Annotated in this window: 13 protein-coding genes; 3 read left to right on the forward strand and 10 right to left on the reverse strand. The window is 69.6% G+C overall.

Features of this window, described 5'->3' with window-relative positions; all coding sequences use genetic code 11:
* Nucleotides 1–87 precede the first annotated feature (87 nt).
* The 9 genes from ftsW to mraZ form a co-directional block, all read right to left on the reverse strand.
* On the reverse strand, nucleotides 88–1,344 hold the full coding sequence (ftsW, locus tag ASD35_RS08280; protein ID WP_082579994.1) for a putative lipid II flippase FtsW: 1,257 nt from the start codon (nucleotides 1,342–1,344) through the stop codon (nucleotides 88–90).
* Nucleotides 1,341–3,020 carry a UDP-N-acetylmuramoyl-L-alanine--D-glutamate ligase gene (murD, locus tag ASD35_RS08285; protein ID WP_056874374.1) on the reverse strand — a complete coding sequence of 560 codons (1,680 nt, stop codon included), beginning with the start codon at nucleotides 3,018–3,020 and terminating at the stop codon, nucleotides 1,341–1,343. Before murD ends, ftsW begins: the two co-directional genes overlap by 4 nt.
* 5 nt (nucleotides 3,021–3,025) lie before the next feature.
* Complete coding sequence (mraY, locus tag ASD35_RS08290; RefSeq protein WP_056874375.1) at nucleotides 3,026–4,204, reverse strand: phospho-N-acetylmuramoyl-pentapeptide-transferase; 1,179 nt, start codon at nucleotides 4,202–4,204, stop codon at nucleotides 3,026–3,028.
* Nucleotides 4,194–5,582, reverse strand: a complete 1,389-nt coding sequence (gene murF, locus ASD35_RS08295) for a UDP-N-acetylmuramoyl-tripeptide--D-alanyl-D-alanine ligase (RefSeq protein ID WP_056874376.1) — start codon at nucleotides 5,580–5,582, stop codon at nucleotides 4,194–4,196. The genes mraY and murF overlap by 11 nt, the downstream gene beginning before the upstream one ends.
* 82 nt (nucleotides 5,583–5,664) lie before the next feature.
* Nucleotides 5,665–7,131 (reverse strand): UDP-N-acetylmuramoyl-L-alanyl-D-glutamate--2,6-diaminopimelate ligase, encoded by a 1,467-nt coding sequence (locus ASD35_RS08300; RefSeq protein ID WP_056874377.1) that lies wholly within the window; start codon nucleotides 7,129–7,131, stop codon nucleotides 5,665–5,667.
* Nucleotides 7,131–8,936 carry a penicillin-binding protein 2 gene (locus ASD35_RS08305; RefSeq protein WP_235538273.1) on the reverse strand — a complete coding sequence of 602 codons (1,806 nt, stop codon included), beginning with the start codon at nucleotides 8,934–8,936 and terminating at the stop codon, nucleotides 7,131–7,133. Before ASD35_RS08305 ends, ASD35_RS08300 begins: the two co-directional genes overlap by 1 nt.
* The gene (gene ftsL, locus ASD35_RS08310; RefSeq protein WP_056874378.1) at nucleotides 8,933–9,196 is read right to left on the reverse strand and encodes a cell division protein FtsL; all 264 of its coding nucleotides are present in this window, start codon (nucleotides 9,194–9,196) and stop codon (nucleotides 8,933–8,935) included. Before ftsL ends, ASD35_RS08305 begins: the two co-directional genes overlap by 4 nt.
* Before the next feature lie 11 nt (nucleotides 9,197–9,207).
* Nucleotides 9,208–10,149, reverse strand: a complete 942-nt coding sequence (gene rsmH, locus ASD35_RS08315) for a 16S rRNA (cytosine(1402)-N(4))-methyltransferase RsmH (RefSeq protein WP_056874653.1) — start codon at nucleotides 10,147–10,149, stop codon at nucleotides 9,208–9,210.
* A gap of 11 nt (nucleotides 10,150–10,160) precedes the next feature.
* A complete protein-coding gene (gene mraZ / locus ASD35_RS08320; RefSeq protein WP_056874654.1) occupies nucleotides 10,161–10,592 on the reverse strand; it encodes a division/cell wall cluster transcriptional repressor MraZ in 432 nt (143 codons plus the stop codon).
* A 428-nt stretch (nucleotides 10,593–11,020) separates the two neighbouring features.
* Here mraZ and ASD35_RS08325 point away from each other — a divergent pair, with 428 nt between their 5' ends.
* Genes ASD35_RS08325 through ASD35_RS08335 form a run of 3 tightly spaced genes read left to right on the forward strand, consistent with a single transcriptional unit; the run spans nucleotide 11,021 to nucleotide 15,587 of the window.
* On the forward strand, nucleotides 11,021–12,577 hold the full coding sequence (locus ASD35_RS08325) for a methyl-accepting chemotaxis protein (protein ID WP_235538274.1): 1,557 nt from the start codon (nucleotides 11,021–11,023) through the stop codon (nucleotides 12,575–12,577).
* A gap of 38 nt (nucleotides 12,578–12,615) precedes the next feature.
* Nucleotides 12,616–13,203 (forward strand): chalcone isomerase family protein, encoded by a 588-nt coding sequence (locus ASD35_RS08330; protein ID WP_082579996.1) that lies wholly within the window; start codon nucleotides 12,616–12,618, stop codon nucleotides 13,201–13,203.
* 59 nt (nucleotides 13,204–13,262) lie between these two features.
* Nucleotides 13,263–15,587 (forward strand): ATP-binding protein, encoded by a 2,325-nt coding sequence (locus ASD35_RS08335; protein ID WP_082579997.1) that lies wholly within the window; start codon nucleotides 13,263–13,265, stop codon nucleotides 15,585–15,587.
* A 36-nt stretch (nucleotides 15,588–15,623) separates the two neighbouring features.
* On the opposite strand, the gene ASD35_RS08340 is transcribed toward ASD35_RS08335, so the two are convergent.
* Nucleotides 15,624–16,517, reverse strand: a complete 894-nt coding sequence (locus ASD35_RS08340) for a carbonic anhydrase (protein ID WP_082579998.1) — start codon at nucleotides 16,515–16,517, stop codon at nucleotides 15,624–15,626.
* Nucleotides 16,518–16,522: the final 5 nt, after the last annotated feature.

Below are 16,522 nucleotides of genomic sequence, written 5' to 3' on the forward strand. Positions count from 1 at the left end.
TCTTCACATGGCAATGCCATGTGAGCGGGCCCCAAACAGGCAAACTGCCCGCTGTGCGGGCCGCGGCCATCGTCAAGACGATGCCCTTCATGCGCGGCCTCCGCGCATCATCTGCCTGTTTTCAAGGTCAATCCGCAGCACCACCGCCAACGCCACGCAGTTCATCAGGATCGCCGACCCGCCGAAGCTCATCAGCGGCAAGGTCAGCCCCTTGGTCGGCAGCGCGCCGAGGTTCACGCCCATGTTGATGAAGGCCTGGCCGCCCATCCAGATGCCGATGCCCTGCGCATACAGGCCGGCGAACACGCGGTCCAGCGCGATGGCCTGGCGGCCGATGAGGAAGCAGCGGCGCGTCAGCCAGAAGAACGCCAGGATGACGAGCGCGACGCCGGCGAAGCCCAGCTCCTCGCCGATGACGGCGAGCAGGAAGTCGGTATGCGCCTCGGGCAGGTAGTGCAGCTTCTCCACGCTGCCGCCCAGGCCCTGGCCGAACCACTCGCCGCGGCCGAAGGCGATCAGGCTGTGGGTCAGCTGGTAGGCCTTGCCCTGGGCGTACTTGTCGTCCCAGGGGTTGAGGTAGGCAAAGATGCGCTCGCGACGGAACTCGCTGAAGGTGATCATCAGCGTGAACGCGCCCACCAGCACCAGCGTGATGAGCAGGAACATGCGGCCGTTGACGCCGCCGAGGAACAGGATGCCCATCGCGATGGCCGCGATGACCATGAAGGCGCCCATGTCCGGCTCGGCCAGCAGCAGCAGGCCCACGAAGGCCAGCGAGATGGCCATCGGCGTGACGGCGCGGAAGAAGTTCTCCCGCGCGTCCATCTTGCGCATCATGTAGTTGGCCGCGTACAGCGCGATGCCGAACTTGGCCAGCTCGCTGGGCTGGAAGTTCATGACGCCCAGCGGGATCCAGCGGCGCGCACCGTAGACGACCTTGCCGATGCCGGGGATGAGCACCGCCACCAGCAGCACCAGCGCGATGACGAAGACCCAGGGCGCATAGCGCTCCCACAGCGACACGGGGATCTGCACCGTGATGAGGCCGGCGATCAGCGCGAAGCCGATGGCCACCATGTGGCGGGTCAGGAAATGCGTCGGCAGGTACTTCGCGAAGCGCGGGTTGTCCGGCATCGCGATGGAGGCCGAATAAACCATCAACAGGCCCAGCGCCATCAGCGCGAGCACGACCCAGACGAGGGTGATGTCGAAGCCCTGCAACTGGGTCGGGCGGCCGGCGGACGTGGAGACCCAGTCGCGCACGGGCACCGGCCCGCCGGACTCGTCCTCACGCTTCCACAGGCTTTGCAACTTGGCGGTGAAGCCGCTCAGCACCGCGTTCACAGCGCGCCCCCCCGGTCATCGGCGAGTTGCTGCACCGTCGCGACGAAGACCTCGGCGCGGTGGGCGTAGTTGCGGAACATGTCCAGGCTGGCGCAGGCGGGGGACAGCAGCACGCTGTCGCCCGCTTGCGCCTGTTCCAGGCACCAGGCGGTGGCGGCTTCCAGCGTCGCGTGGTGCTGCAGCGGCACGCCGGCGTGGGCCAGCGCCGCTTCGATCTGCGCCGCGTCGCGGCCGATCAGCGCGACGGCGCGGGCATGGCGTTGCACGCCATCGGCCAGCGGCGCGAAATCCTGGCCCTTGCCGTCGCCGCCGAGGATCAGCACCAGCTTGGCCGGCGCGCGGTCGGCACCCAGGCCCGAGATGGCGGCAACCGTCGCGCCGACATTGGTGCCCTTGCTGTCGTCATAGAACTCGACCCCGTCGATGCTGCCCACCGGCTCCACGCGGTGCGGCTCGCCGCGGTACTCGCGCAGGCCGTGCAGCATGGGCGCGAGCTCGCAGCCGGCGGCGGTCGCGAGCGCGAGGGCGGCCAGCGCATTGGCGGCGTTGTGGCGTCCGCGCACGCGCAACGCGTCGGCGGGCATCAGGCGCTGGATGATGAGCGGCTCCTCGCCGTCGCCCTTCTTGCGCTTGATGGTCGGGTCCAGCTCCAGCGCGCGCACCAGCCAGGTCAGGCCGCCCTCTTCCACAAGGCCGAAGTCGCCGGCGGCCTTGGGTGCGTTCAGGCCGAAGCGCACGACACGGCGCGACACCGTGCGGCCGGGCTTGCCGCGGCTGCCCTTGACGAACACCGGCGCGGGCACCAGGCCCTCCACCTCGGCGTCGTCGCGGTTGGCGACGATGACGGATTCGCGGCCGAAGACGCGCGCCTTGGCGCGGCCGTAGGCGGCCATGTCGCCGTGCCAGTCGAGATGGTCCTGCGTCAGGTTCAGCACGGCGCCGGCCGTCGGTTCGAAGCCGGTGACGCCTTCGAGCTGGAAGCTCGACAGCTCCAGCACCCAGACCTCCGGCAGCGTCTCGAACACCGGGCCGCGCGGCGGCGGCGGGACTATCGGCAGCGGCGTGTCCTCGTCGGGCAGCACCGCGTCTTCCTCGGCAGCCGCTTCGGTGGGCGCGTCCTCGATCTCGGCCGCAATCGCTTCGGCCGGTGTCTGGGCCGGCGCGGGATCGGGCTCCTTCGCGAGCGCCTCGGTCAGCGTGTCCAGCAGCGTCGGGCCGATGTTGCCGGCGATGGCCACGCGCTTGCCGGCGCGCTCGACGAGCAGGCCGGTCATGCAGGTCGTCGTGGTCTTGCCGTTGGTGCCGGTGATGGCCAGCACCGCGGGCGCGTAGCCGTGCTGGGCCTTCAACGCAGCCAGTGCGTCGGCGAACAGGTCCAGCTCGCCGCGCACCGCGGGGCCATGCTCGTAGACGGCCTTGAGCCGCGCATCCAGCGGTGACAGGCCGGGGCTCTTCAACACGGCGTGGAAGCCGGCGACGATCTCCGCGGTCAGCTCGCCGGTGATGAAGGCGGCCGTGTCGCCCAGCGCACCGAGCTGTGGCGGCTGCGCACGCGAATCCCACACCGTGACCTGCGCCCCGAAGCGCGCGCACCAGCGGGCCATCGCGAGACCGGAGTCCCCGAGGCCCAGCACGAGCACGCGCTGTTGGTCGAGTTGCGGCAGGTCCAGCTTCATGCGGCTTACCGAAGCTTCAGGCTCGCCAGGCCGACGAGGCACAGCAGCATGGTGATGATCCAGAAGCGGATGACGACCTGGGTCTCGTTCCAGCCGCTCTTCTCGAAGTGGTGGTGCAGCGGCGCCATCTTGAAGATGCGCCGGCCCTCGCCGAATTTCTTCTTCGTGAACTTGAACCAGCTAACCTGCAGCATCACGCTCAGCACTTCGGCCACGAAGATGCCGCCCATGATGCCCAGCACGATCTCCTGGCGCGTGATGACGGCGATGGTGCCCAGGCCGCCGCCCAGCGCCAGCGCGCCGACGTCGCCCATGAAGACCTGCGCCGGATGCGCGTTGAACCACAGGAAGGCCAGGCCCGCGCCGGCCATGGCGGCGCAGAAGATCAGCAGCTCGCCGGCACCCGGGATGTAGGGCAGCAGCAGGTATTTGGCGAACACCGACGAACCCGTCAGGTAGGCGAACAGACCCAGCGCCGAGCCCACCAGCACCACCGGCATGATGGCCAGGCCGTCCAGCCCGTCGGTGAAGTTGACCGCGTTGCTGGTGCCGACCATGACGAAGTAGGCGAGCGCCACGAAGCCCCACACGCCCAGCGGCATCGAGATCGTCTTGAAGAACGGGATCAGCAGGTCGGCCTTGGGCGGCAGCTCGGTCGAGAAGCCGCTGGACACCCAGCGGAAGAACAGCTGCACGACGCCCAGGAACGACGTCTCCGACACGCTGAACGCCAGGTACAGCGCAGCGACCAGCCCGATCAGCGACTGCCAAAAGAACTTCTCGCGGCTGCGCATGCCTTCGGGGTTCTTGTCGACGACCTTGCGCCAATCGTCCACCCAGCCGATGGCGCCGAAGCCCATGGTGACCAACATGACGACCCAGACGAAGCGGTTGCTCCAGTCGAACCACAGCAGCGTCGAGATGCCGATGCCGATCAGGATCAGCACGCCGCCCATAGTGGGCGTGCCGGTCTTGGCCAGGTGTTGCTGCACGCCGTAGGCGCGGATGGGCTGGCCGATCTTCATCGCCGTCAGGCGGCGGATGACCCAGGGCCCGAAGGCCAGGCCGATCAGCAGCGCGGTCATGGCCGCCATCACCGCGCGGAAGGTGATGTACTGGAAGACGCGCAGGAAACCCAGGTCGGGGTACAGACCCTGCAGCCACTGGGCCAGGCTAAGCAGCATGCGTGTCTCCGGTGATGTTCTTGTTCTGCAATGCGGCGACCACTTGTTCCATCTTCATGAAGCGCGAGCCCTTGACCAGGGTCTGGGCCGCGCTGGGTTGTTCGTCGAGCGCCGCGATCAGCGCGGCGGTGGTGTCGAACGCACGAGCGGTCGGGCCATAGGCCGTGGCCGTGTCGCGCGCGGCGCTGCCGGCCGTCCACAGGTGCGCAATGCCGCGCTCGGCCGCATAGGCGCCGACCTCGCGGTGGAAGGCCGGGCCGTCGTTGCCGACCTCGCCCATGTCGCCCAGCACCAGCCAGCCATCGCCCGGCATGCCGGCCAGCACGTCGATGGCGGCACGCACGCTGTCGGGGTTGGCGTTGTAGCTGTCATCGATGAGCGTGCGGCCGCGGGCGTCGGTCTTCAGCTCCGAGCGGCCCTTGACCGCGCGAAAGGCTTCCAGGCCCTGCGCGATTGCCGTCAGCGGGGCACCCGCCGCCAGCGCGCAGGCGGCGGCGGCCAGCGCATTGCGCAGGTTGTGCTCGCCGGCCATGTGCAAGGCGACGGGCGCGGTGCCGGCGGGCGTGTGCAGCTCCAGCGCCCAGTGCCCGCCCATCCATTGCGCAGCGCCGGTGACGTCGGCCTCGCCGCGCAGCGCAAAGCTCAGGTGTGGCCGCGGACCCGCCAGCTCCAGCCAGATCGGCGCGCAGTTGTCCTCGGCTGGAAACACCGCGCAGCCGCTGCCGGACAGCGCCTCGATGACCGCGCCGTTCTCGCGCGCCACCGCCTCGACCGTGGCCATGAACTCCTGGTGCTCGCGTTGCGCGTTGTTGACGAGAGCCACGGTGGGCTGCGTCATCGCCGCCAGTGGCGCGATCTCGCCGGGGTGGTTCATGCCCAGCTCGACGACCGCGGCGCGGTGGCTCATTTCGTCGTCATGGCGCAGGCGCAGCAGCGTCAGCGGCACGCCGATGTCGTTGTTGTAGTTGCCCTCGGTGGCCAGCGCGGCGTCGCCCACCCAGGCGCGCAGGATGCTGGCGATCATCTGGGTCGTCGTCGTCTTGCCGTTGCTGCCGGTGACGGCGATGACCGGCAGTTGCTGCTGGCGGCGCCAGGCCGCCGCGAGTTGACCCAGCGCCGCCTTGGCGTCGGGCACCAGCAGGCCCGGCAGACCGGCGTCGGCCAGGCCGCGTTCGGCCAGCGCCGCGACGGCGCCTGCCGCCTTGGCCTGCGCCAGGAAGTCGTTCGCATCGAAACGCTCGCCGCGCAGCGCGACGAACAGGTCGCCAGCGCGCAGCGTGCGCGTGTCGCTGTGCACGCGGGCAAAGCCGGTCGCGCCGTCGCCGACGAGCACGGCGCCCGGCAGCAGCGCCTGCGCTTGCGTGAGCGTCAGGAACATGCCGCCCCCTCGTCCGAGGTGTACGTCGGCCGGTCCCCCGAGGGGATGCTGGCTGGCTTGGGACGCCCCTGCGCTGCGCCGCTCACAGGCCCGCCCTTTCCAGCAGCGCGGCGCGCGCCTCGGCCACGTCGGAGAACGGCCGGCGCACGCCGTTGACTTCCTGGTAGTCCTCGTGCCCCTTGCCGGCGATGAGCACGATGTCGCGCCCGCCGGCCTCGCCGATGGCGGCGCGGATGGCTTCCTCGCGGGCCTCGATGACGGTGGCTGCGGGCGCACCGGCAGCGATGTCAGCCAGGATCTGCGCTGGCGCTTCGGTGCGCGGGTTGTCCGTCGTCACGACCACGCGGCCGGCCAGCCGGGCGGCGATGGCGCCCATCTGCGGACGCTTGCCCCGGTCGCGGTCGCCGCCGCAGCCGAACACGCAGACCAGCTCGCCGCCGCGCGCCTTCGCCAGCCCCTGCAGCGCGGACAGCGCCTTGTCCAGCGCGTCGGGCGTGTGGGCATAGTCGATGACCACCTGGGGCAGCTCGCGGCCGTTGCCGACACGCTGCATGCGGCCGGGCACCGGCGTGACGCGCGCCAGCGCGCGCGCCACGTCGGCCAGCGGGTGGCCCTGGGCGCGCAGTGCGCCGGCCACGCCGAGCAGGTTGGCGGCGTTGTAGTCGCCGATGAGGCCGGTCTGCACCGCGATGGCGTCGCCACCTTCCTGCAACGTGAACGCCAGGCCCTCGCCGGTGTAGTGCAGGTCACGCGCCGTCAGCCGCGCATCCTGGCGCTGCACGCCGGTGGTCCAGACGTCCAGCGCCGCCAGCTCGGCCGCGAGCGAGTCGCCCTTGGCATCGTCCAGGTTGATGACCGCCGCCCGCAGGCCGGGGAAGCCGAACAGCGCGCGCTTGGCCACCCAGTAGGCGTTCATGTCGCCGTGGTAGTCGAGGTGGTCCTGCGTGAAGTTGGTGAACACCGCGACGCGGATGGCGCTGCCGGCCAGGCGCCCTTCGACGATGCCGATGCTGGACGCCTCGATGGCGCAGGCCACGAAGCCCTGGTCCACCATGCGTGCGAACGCGGCCTGCAGCAGCACCGGGTCGGGCGTCGTCAGGCCGTTGTAGTCCAGCTTGGGCGGCTCGCCGATGCCCAGCGTGCCGACGACACCGCAGCGCCTGGCCAGCTGTGCCGAGGCCTGAGCGATCCACCAGGCCGACGAGGTCTTGCCGTTGGTGCCCGTGACGGCGATGACGTCCAGCGTGTCGGTCGGCTTGCCGAAGAAGGCGGCGGCGATCTCGCCGGTGCGCGCCTTCAGGCCGGGCAGCGACGCAACCCGGGCATCGACGAAGCCGAAACGGTCGACATCGGCCTCTTCCACCAGGCAGGTGGCCGCGCCGGAGGCCAGCGCCGCGGCGACGTACTCGCGGCCGTCGCGCGCATAGCCCGGCCAGGCGATGAAGGCGTCACCGGGCATGACCTGGCGGCTGTCGGTCCGCAAGGTGCCGGTGCACCATTCGCGCAGCCAGCGGGCGGCGGCCTCGGGGGATTTCAAACGGGTCAGCATCAGAAGCTCTCTTCCACGGGAACCGCTTTTTGGTTCGCGACGATCTGGCTCTTCACGTCGAGGTCGGGCGCCACGCCCAGCAGGCGCAGCGTCTGCGCCGTCACCTGGCTGAACACCGGGCCGGCGACCTTGCCGCCGTAATAGACGCCGGCCGTCGGCTCGTCGACCATCACCGCCACGACGATGCGCGGCTTGCTGATCGGCGCCACGCCGACGAACCAGGAGCGGTACTTGTGGGCCGCATAACCGCGGCCTTCCTGCTTGTGGGCCGTGCCGCTCTTGCCGCCGACGCTGTAGCCCGGCACCTGCGCATCCGGCGCCGTGCCGCCCGGGCCGGCGGCGGCCTGCAGCATGTGGCGCAGCTCCAGCGCAACGCTGGGCGAGAACACGCGGATGCCGGCGACCGGATGGTCGTGCGGCTGGCGCAGCATGCTGACCGGGATGATCTCGCCGTCGCGCGCGAACACCGTGTAGGCGCGCGCCAGCTGGAACAGTGACGCCGACAGGCCGTAGCCATAGCTCATCGTCGCCTGCTCGATGGGGCGCCAGGTCTTGTAGGGCCGCAGCTTGCCGGTCACCGCGCCAGGGAAGCTGATCTGCGGCCGCTGGCCCAGGCCGATGGCGGTGAACAGCTCATGCATCTCGCGCGGCTGCATCTGCATGGCCAGCTTGGTCGTGCCGATGTTGCTGGACATCTGGATGACCTCGCGCACCGTGATGACGCCGTGCGCCTTGGTGTCGCTGATGACGGCGCCCTGGAAGGGGTAGCGGCCGTTGCCGGTGTCCACCAGCGTTTCGGGCTTCACGCGGCCGGTCTCCAGCGCCAGGCCGGCGATGAAGGGCTTCATCGTCGAGCCGGGCTCGAAGACGTCGGTCAGCGCACGGTTGCGCAGCTGCTCGCCGGAGAGGTTCTGCCGGTTGCCGGGGTCGTAGCTCGGGAAGTTGGCCAGCGCCAGCACCTCGCCGGTCTGCACGTCCAGCACGACGACCGAGCCGGCCTTGGCCTTGTTGGCGGCCACCGCGTCGCGGATGCGCTGGTAGGCGAAGAACTGCACCTTGGAGTCGACGGACAGGTCGATGTCGCTACCGTTAGCGGCGGGCACGACGTCGCCGATGTCCTCGACGACGCGGCCCAGGCGGTCGCGCACGACGGAGCGCGAGCCGTCGCGGCCCTGCAGCTCCTTCTGGAAGGCCAGCTCGATGCCCTCCTGGCCGCGGTCCTCGACGTTGGTGAAGCCCACGACATGCGCCGCCGCCTCGCCCTCGGGGTATTTGCGGCGGTACTCGCGGTCCTGAAAGATGCCCTTCAGGCCGATGGCCTTGACCTTGGCCGCCGTCTCGTCATCGGCCAGGCGCTTGAGCCAGACGAAGCGCGACTCGGGGTTGAGCTTGGCCTGCAGCTCCTTGTTCGACAGGCCCAGCGCCTTGGCCAGCTCGCGGCGCTTGTCGGCGTCGGCGTCGACTTCCTTCGGGATCGCCCAGATCGACGGCACGGCCACGCTGGCGGCCAGCGTCTGGCCGCTGCGGTCGTTGATGCGGCCGCGGCTGGCCGGCAACTCCAGCGTGTGCGCGTAGCGTGCCTCGCCCTGCTTTTGGAAGAACTCGGTGTGCAGCACCTGCACGTAGATGGCACGGGCCAGCAGGCCGGCGAAGGCCAGGCCGACCAGGGCGACCAGGAAGCGCGAGCGCCACGGCGGCGTCTTGGATGCCAGCAGCGGGCTGGTGGAGTAGGTGACGCCGCGGCCCGAGCCGAGGGCGCGCGCGCCGGCCTTGTTGGCCTTGCTGCCCTTGTCGCGGCCGATCACGGCGCCACTCCCGAGGCCACGACGGCCGGCGAGATCAGCCGCATGCCCAGCCGCTCGCGTGCGACCTGCTCGACGCGCAGGTTGGTCGCCTGCGCGTGCCGCTCGGCCTTGAGCCGCTCGGCGTCGGCCGCCAGGCGCTGGCCTTCGGCCTTGGTGCGCTCGCGCTCGGCGAACAGGCGGCGCGACTCGTAGGCGCTGTGCACCAGCACCAGGCCGCTGGCCAGCACGGCCAGGATGAGGATGAAGTTGAGCTTGGCCACGGCGCCGGCCCTCAGCCTTTCAACGGCGCATCGGTGCGCTCGGCCACGCGCAGCACGGCGGAGCGCGAGCGGGGGTTGGCCCTGATCTCGGTCTCGCTGGGCTTCACGCGGCCCAGCGACACCAGCGCCAGCTCGGGCGGCGGCGCAAATGGCGCGCGGCGGTCGACCTCCGCCTTGCTGTGCGCAGCGATGAACTGCTTGACGCGCCGGTCCTCGAGCGAATGGAAGCTGATGACCGACAGCCGGCCACCCGGTGCGAGCAGGCGCAGCGCTGCGTTCAGCCCTTGCTCAAGCTGCTCCAGCTCTCGATTGACGTGAATCCGAAGAGCTTGAAAGGTGCGCGTGGCCGGGTCCTGGCCGGGCTCACGGGTCTTGACCGTGCGAGCCACGAGTTCGCGCAGTTCGTCGGTGCGCGTGAGCGGCGCACCGGCTTCTCGGCGAGCAACAAGCGCCTTTGCAATCTGGCCAGCAAACCGTTCTTCGCCATAGTCCTTGATCACCTGTGCGATCTCGCGCTCGTCGGCGCGCGCGAGGAAGTCCGCCGCGCTCTGGCCACGGGTGGTGTCCATGCGCATGTCCAGCGGGCCGTCGAAGCGAAAGCTGAAGCCGCGCTCCGGGTTGTCGATCTGCGGGCTTGAAACACCCAGGTCCAGCAGCACGCCGTCCAGCTGGTGCACGCCGATGTCGGCGAGCGCGTCGGCCATGTCGGCGAAGGCGCTGTGCACGATGGTGAAGCGCGGGTCGGTGATGGCCGCGGCGGCGGCGACTGCCTCGGGGTCGCGGTCGATGCCGATGAGGCGCCCTGCCGGGCCCAGCCGGGCCAGCAACGCGCGTGAATGGCCGCCGCGGCCGAAGGTGCCGTCCACGTAGACACCGTCCGGCCGCGCAAGCACGCCGTCGACCGCCTCGTCCAGCAACACGGTGGTGTGGCGGAACTCGGCGCTGTCATTCATCTCGGCGCCCATCAGAAGCTGAAGTCCTTGAGCGCGTCGGGCAGCGGGCCGGCCATCACCTCGGCCTCGTGGGCGGCATGGGTTTCGGCATCCCAGAGCTCGAAGTGGCTGCCCATGCCCAGCAGCATCACGTCGTTCTTGAGCCCGGCGCTCTTGCGCAACTCCGGGGAGATCAGCACCCGCGCCGCCGAGTCGATGTCGACATCCATCGCGTTACCGAGGAAAACACGCTTCCAGCCGGCCGCAGACATGGGCAGCGCGGCGACCTTGTCGCGGAACTGCTCCCACGTGGGGCGGGGAAAGAGCATGAGACAGCCGTCGGGGTGCTTGGTGACGGTCAGCCGCCCCTGGCAGAGCAGCTGCAACACCTCGCGATGCCGCGTTGGAACGCTCAGGCGCCCCTTGGCGTCCAGCGCCAAGTTGGAGGCTCCTTGAAAGACGATTTCCGACACTTTTCACCACGAAACGACACTTCATCCCACTTTAAGCCCTGCAACCCCCGGGGTCAACATTGCGCACAAGTTTTTTCAATGAAATCAAGCACTTAGCCATGGCTGTGAAAATATCCAGCCCGCCGCGAAAATATCCTTCATAAATAAGGACTTGCCTAGACATTGCGAAGTGGCGCTTGAAGTGCGTGGCAAATGAGCGTGAGCGCGCCCAGGCTTTCAAACGCGCCGCGCACCGCCTCGACCGCCCGCGCGCCTTCAGCCGGTTTTGCCGCACATGTCACAGCCGGGTGTCTCGTTTGCCCGTCCGCGCGGTCGGCTGCGCCGGAATTTCTGCTGAAATTTCATGCTGTTTCATCGGCATGCGGTGGGAACGCCGCGCGCCGAGGCACCCGCCTCACCACACACCCAAGGCTGCTTTCATGACGTTCTTGTCCCATATGCGCATCGGGCAACGGCTCACCGCTGGTTTCATGGTGGTGATCGCCTGCTTGATGGCCATGGCCGGGCTGGGCTACTTCGGCATCCAGACGCTGAACGGCGAGATCAGCCAGCTGATCAGCAGCGACTACAAGGCCGTGGCACTGGCCAACAAGGCCAAGGCCGAGCTGGGCGACGCCTCGCGCAGCATGATGACGACGCTGATCATGACCGGCGAGGAGCAGATCAAGAAGGAGCTGGACACGACCGCCAGCTTGATGGCCGCTCATGAGAAGACCATGGTCGAGCTGGAGCCGCTGCTGACCGACGCGGCCAGCCAGGAGCAGCTCAAGGCGGTCAAGGAGGCGCGCGCCCGGTTCCTGACCGGCCAGGCCGCCTTCGTGAAGACGGTGGCGTCGGGCGATGCCGAAGGGGCGCCGCTGAAGTACCAGTTCTCCGTGCGCGCCGCCCAGGGCAAGTACATGGCCGCGCTGGACAAGCTGGTCGAGACCCGCAACGCGGAGATGGAAGCGGCCGGGCTGAAGTCCAACCAGGTCGCCCGCAAAACGGCGCTGCTGCTGCTGGGCCTGGCGATCGCCGCCATCGCCGCCAGCGTGCTGACCGGCCTGCTGATCACGCGCGGCATCGTCATCCCGCTGCGCGGCGCGGTGAGCGTGGCACGCAAGGTGGCCTCGGGCAACCTGACCAGCGAGATCGCGGTGCGCAGCCGCGACGAGACCGGGGAGCTGCTGCAGGCGCTGTCGGACATGAACGAGAGCCTGAAGGGCATCGTCGGCCGGGTGCGCGAGGGCACGGAGTCCATCTCCTCGGCGTCCAGCGAGATCGCCAGCGGCAACCTCGACCTGTCGGTGCGCACGGAGGCGCAGGCCGCGTCGCTGGAGCAGACGCTGTCGGCCATGCAGACGCTGACCGACGCCGTGCAGCAGAACGCGCAGAACGCACAGCAGGCCAACCAGCTGGCGCAGGCGGCGTCCACGGTGGCAGCCGAAGGCGGCGAGGTGGTGGCCAAGGTGGTCACGACCATGGGCAGCATCGACGCGTCGTCCAAGAAGATCGTCGACATCATCAGCGTCATCGACGGCATCGCGTTCCAGACCAACATCCTGGCGCTGAACGCCGCCGTGGAGGCCGCGCGCGCCGGTGAGCAGGGCCGCGGCTTCGCGGTGGTCGCAGGCGAGGTGCGGTCGCTCGCCGGCCGCAGCGCCGAAGCCGCCAAGGAGATCAAGCGCCTGATCGGCGACTCGGTCGAGAAAGTGGCTCTGGGCAGTCAGCTCGTCGCCCAGGCCGGCAACACCATGCAGGGCGTGGTGGCGAGCGTGCAACGGATGACTGACATCATGGGCGAGATCACCCATGCCAGCGCCGAACAGAGTTCCGGCATCGAACGCGTCACGCATACCATCCACGACATGGACAGGAGCACACAGCAGAACGCCGCGCTGGTGGAGCAAGCCGCCGCCGCCGCCGATTCACTGCGCGCCCAGGCCCATGGCCTCGAAGAAGTCGTCAGCCTCTTCAAGCTGGAAGCAGCGCACTGAGGCGCGCCCACATCCCACATCCAAGATCAGGAGACTGCATGAAGACGCACAACGCCATCCGCTGGATTGCCGGCCTGGCCCTCGCCGTCGGCCTGGGCGGCGCCGCACAGGCGATCGAGGTCGGCGGCCTGAAGTTCGATGACACGGTCAAGGTCGCCGGCAAGGAGTTGAAGGTCAACGGCGCCGGCGTGCGCACGCGCATCGTCATCAAGGTCTATGCCCTGGTGCTCTACCTGCCTGAAAAGAAGGACACGCCCGCTGGCGTGCTCGACAGCCCCGGCCCGCGCCGCTTCAGCCTGGGCCTGCTGCGCGAGGTGACCGGCGAGGAACTGGGTCAGGCCTTCCTGACGGGCATCACGGCCAACACCGACAAGGCCGAGCGCTCCAAGTTCGTCAACCAGCTCGCGCAGTTCGGCGAGGCCTTCGTCAACATCCCGCAGGCCAAGAAGGGTGACGTCATCAACGTCGACTGGGTGCCCGACACCGGCACCGTCATGACGTTCAACGGCAAGCCGATCGGCGAGCCGCTGAAGGACATCGCCTTCTACAACGCGGTGCTGAAGATCTGGCTGGGCGACAAGCCGGTCGATTCCTCGCTGAAGCCGGCACTGCTCGGCAAGGGCTGACACCCGCGCCGTGTTGCGGTGGGTGACGATGTCGCGGGCTGTGGCAGCATGACCCTATCTTGAGCCGCAAGCCCTCCTCCTCCTTGTTTGCCGCGCTGGCCCTAGGCGCGAGCATCGGGCTGCTTCTGCCGGCCCTGATCGTCGGCGGTCTGTTCATCGGGCTGCGCGAGTCCAAGGTGGCCGAGCAGTCGCTGCAGCGCGACCTCGATGCCAAGCTCGACGTGCTGGCCAGCAGCCTGCCCGAGCTGCTGTGGAACCTCGACGCCGTCGCGGCGCGGGAGGTGGTGTCGGCCATCGTCAAGTCGCCCGAGGTCGTGCGCGTCACCGTCAGCGATGCGTCCCAGGGCCTGCCCTTCATAGAGCACCACCTGCCCGAGCGGCGCCTGGGCCAGACGCTGACCGGCGAGCGCGACATCCTGCGCGGCGCCACGCGCATCGGCCACCTCCAGATCGAGATCGACGACCACCTCAGCACGGCCGCGGTGCTGCGCCAGCGCTGGCTCTACGGGGCCACCGTCGGCGGCCAGCTGCTGGTGTCGCTGGCGCTGGTGCTGTGGCTGCTGAACTCGCGCCTGTTCCGCCCGCTGCGCGACCTCGGGCACTTCGCCAACGACCTCGCAGGCGGCCGTTTCAACGCCAAGCTACAGCACACGCGGCAGGACGAGATCGGCCTGCTGGGCGGCCACCTCGAACACATGCGCGACGCCCTGCAGCAGCAGTTCGACGCCCAGCGCGCCCTCATCGAGCGGCTGCGCGGCATGGCCGAGACGGTGCCGGGCGTCGTCTACCAGCTGCGCCTGGCAGTGGATGGCGAGTTCAGCTTCTCGTACGTCAGCGAGGCGGTGCGCGAATACTTCCTGCTCGACAGCAGCGAACTCGGCCGCAGCGCCGCGGCCTGGTTCGAACGCATCCATCCCGACGACCGCGCGCTGGTGCGCGAAGGCCTGCTGGCATCGGCGCGCTCGTTGAGCCCCTGGCAGCAGGAGTTCCGCACGCCGCAGGCCGACGGCAGCGTGCGGTGGATCTACGGCAACGCCATCGCGCAGCGCGAGGCCGACGGCAACGTGCTGTGGCACGGCTTCCTGACCGACATCTCGCGCCAGCGCCGCGACGCGCTGGAGCTGGAGCGCTACCGTCACCACCTCGAGGAGCTGGTGGAAGCGCGCACCGCCGAACTGGCCGAGGCCACCCAGGCCGCCCAGGCCGCCAGCCTGGCCAAGAGTTCCTTCCTGGCCAACATGAGCCATGAGATCCGAACGCCCATGAACGCCATCATCGGCCTGACCTACCTGGCCCAGAGCGACGCCGTCGAGCCGGCGCAGCAGCAGCGCCTGCAGAAAGTGGCCAACGCGGCCGAGCACCTGCTGAGCGTCATCAACAACGTGCTGGACTTCTCCAAGATCGAAGCCGGCAAGGTGCAGCTGGAGCGCCGCCCGTTCACGGTCGACGAGGTGCTGGACAACGTCGCCAACATGACCGCGCAGTCGGCCGCTGCCAAGCGGCTGCGGGTCGAGACCGACATCGCGCCCGCCCTCAGCGGCCGCCTGCTGCTCGGCGACCCGCAGCGCATCGCCGAGGTGTTGCTGAACTTCGCCGGCAACGCGGTCAAGTTCACCGAGAGCGGCTTCGTGCGGCTGGCCGCGCGGCTCGACGGCGAGGCCACGGGCCCGCGCCTGACGCTGCGCTTCGAGGTGCAGGACAGCGGCATCGGCATCGCGGCCGAAGCGCAGGCGCGGCTGTTCCAGGATTTCGAGCAGGCCGACAGCTCAACCACGCGCCGCTACGGCGGCACCGGGCTGGGGCTGGCCATCTGCCGCCGCCTGGCCGAACTGATGGGCGGGCACGTCGGCGTGGACAGCACGCTCGGCGGCGGCAGCACCTTCTGGTTCGCGCTCGCCGTGGAGGCGACCACGCAGGTGCAGACCCCGCCCGCCGCGCCGCCGCGCCCGCATTCCGCGCGCGAGCGGCTGGCCGAGCTGGCCCGCAGCCAACCGCGCCGCATCCTGCTGGCCGAAGACAACGCAGTGAACCAGGAGGTCGCCGTTGCGCTGATCGGCAGCGCCGGGTTGACGGTGGACGTGGCCGTCGACGGCCGGCAGGCGGTCGACATGGTCCAGGCCGGCGACTATGCGCTGGTGCTGATGGACGTGCAGATGCCGGTCATGGACGGCCTGGACGCGACCCGCGCCATCCGCCGCCTCGCCAAGGGCGCGGCGCTGCCCATCCTGGCGATGACGGCCAATGCCTTCGACGAAGAGCGCCAACGCTGCCTGGACGCCGGCATGGACGACCATGTCGCCAAGCCGGTGGTCGCCGAGCAGTTGTTCGCGACGCTGTACGACTGGTTGTCGGGTGCGCGGACGACCGGCAAGGGCAAGGCCTGAGCCCGCAGGCTTTCGGGCCGAGCGCCAGGCAAGCGCCTACTGAGATTCTTTGATCAACCTGCCCGAGCCGGCCTGCAGCGGCCGCGCGTTCATCGGGTAGAGCCGCGCGAAGACCGCGATCTGCTGGGCTGTCAGCTGCACCGGCTGGCGCATCACCATCCACAGCACGCCCTCCTGGCACGGCGGCGTCGTCTGCGAGCCCATGTAGGTGTAGTAGCCGCGGTTCGCGGGCAGCAGCTGATTCAGGTCGATCTGCACCTGCGCCGCCAGCGCGTCGCCGCGCTCCAGCGGCAGGTTGGCCCAGACGGTCTGGATCAGCGGCTGCGGCTTGTCGTCGGGCCCGCGCTCCAGCAGCACGGCGACGATGGCCAGCCGGCCCTGGGCGTCCTTGTGCTCCAGGTGGGCCACCATGTCGAACTGCCGGCCGTTGACGCGCTCCTCGCTCGGCCGGTGGAAGTGGAACTGCACCAGTTCATAGCGCCGGCCCATCACCGTGAGGCCGCTGCCGGGGGCGACGTTGACCTGCACCGTGTGGCCGGTGTCCTGCACCGTGAAGCCACTGGCGCGGTAGTCGAAGGCGATCTTCTCCAGGTCGACCGCGATGCCGTCACGGATGTCGATCGGGCTCTGGCGGGTGCCCACGGCGCACAGCTTGTTCTCCGGCGCCAGCTCGGCCCAGCGGTCCGGGCCGATGTCGCCGGTGTAGCCCCAGTGGGCGGGCTTGGCGGGCTTGGCGGGCCTGGGCGGCTTGGCCGGCGCAGGCTTGGCGGGGCTGGCCGCGGGCTTGGCCGCCACCGCGCCTTCGGGCTTGGTGGCCAGCCGCTCCGCCAGGCGCTGGCGCAGCACCTCGGCCGGCTCCTTGGTGTCTTCGGCACGGGCGGCCGCGGCGGCCAGCAGCGCAGCGATCAGCCAAGAGGTCTTCATCTTCATCCCGT

The sequence above is a fragment of the Pelomonas sp. Root1444 genome, assembly GCF_001426885.1.
Classification (GTDB): domain Bacteria; phylum Pseudomonadota; class Gammaproteobacteria; order Burkholderiales; family Burkholderiaceae_C; genus Pelomonas.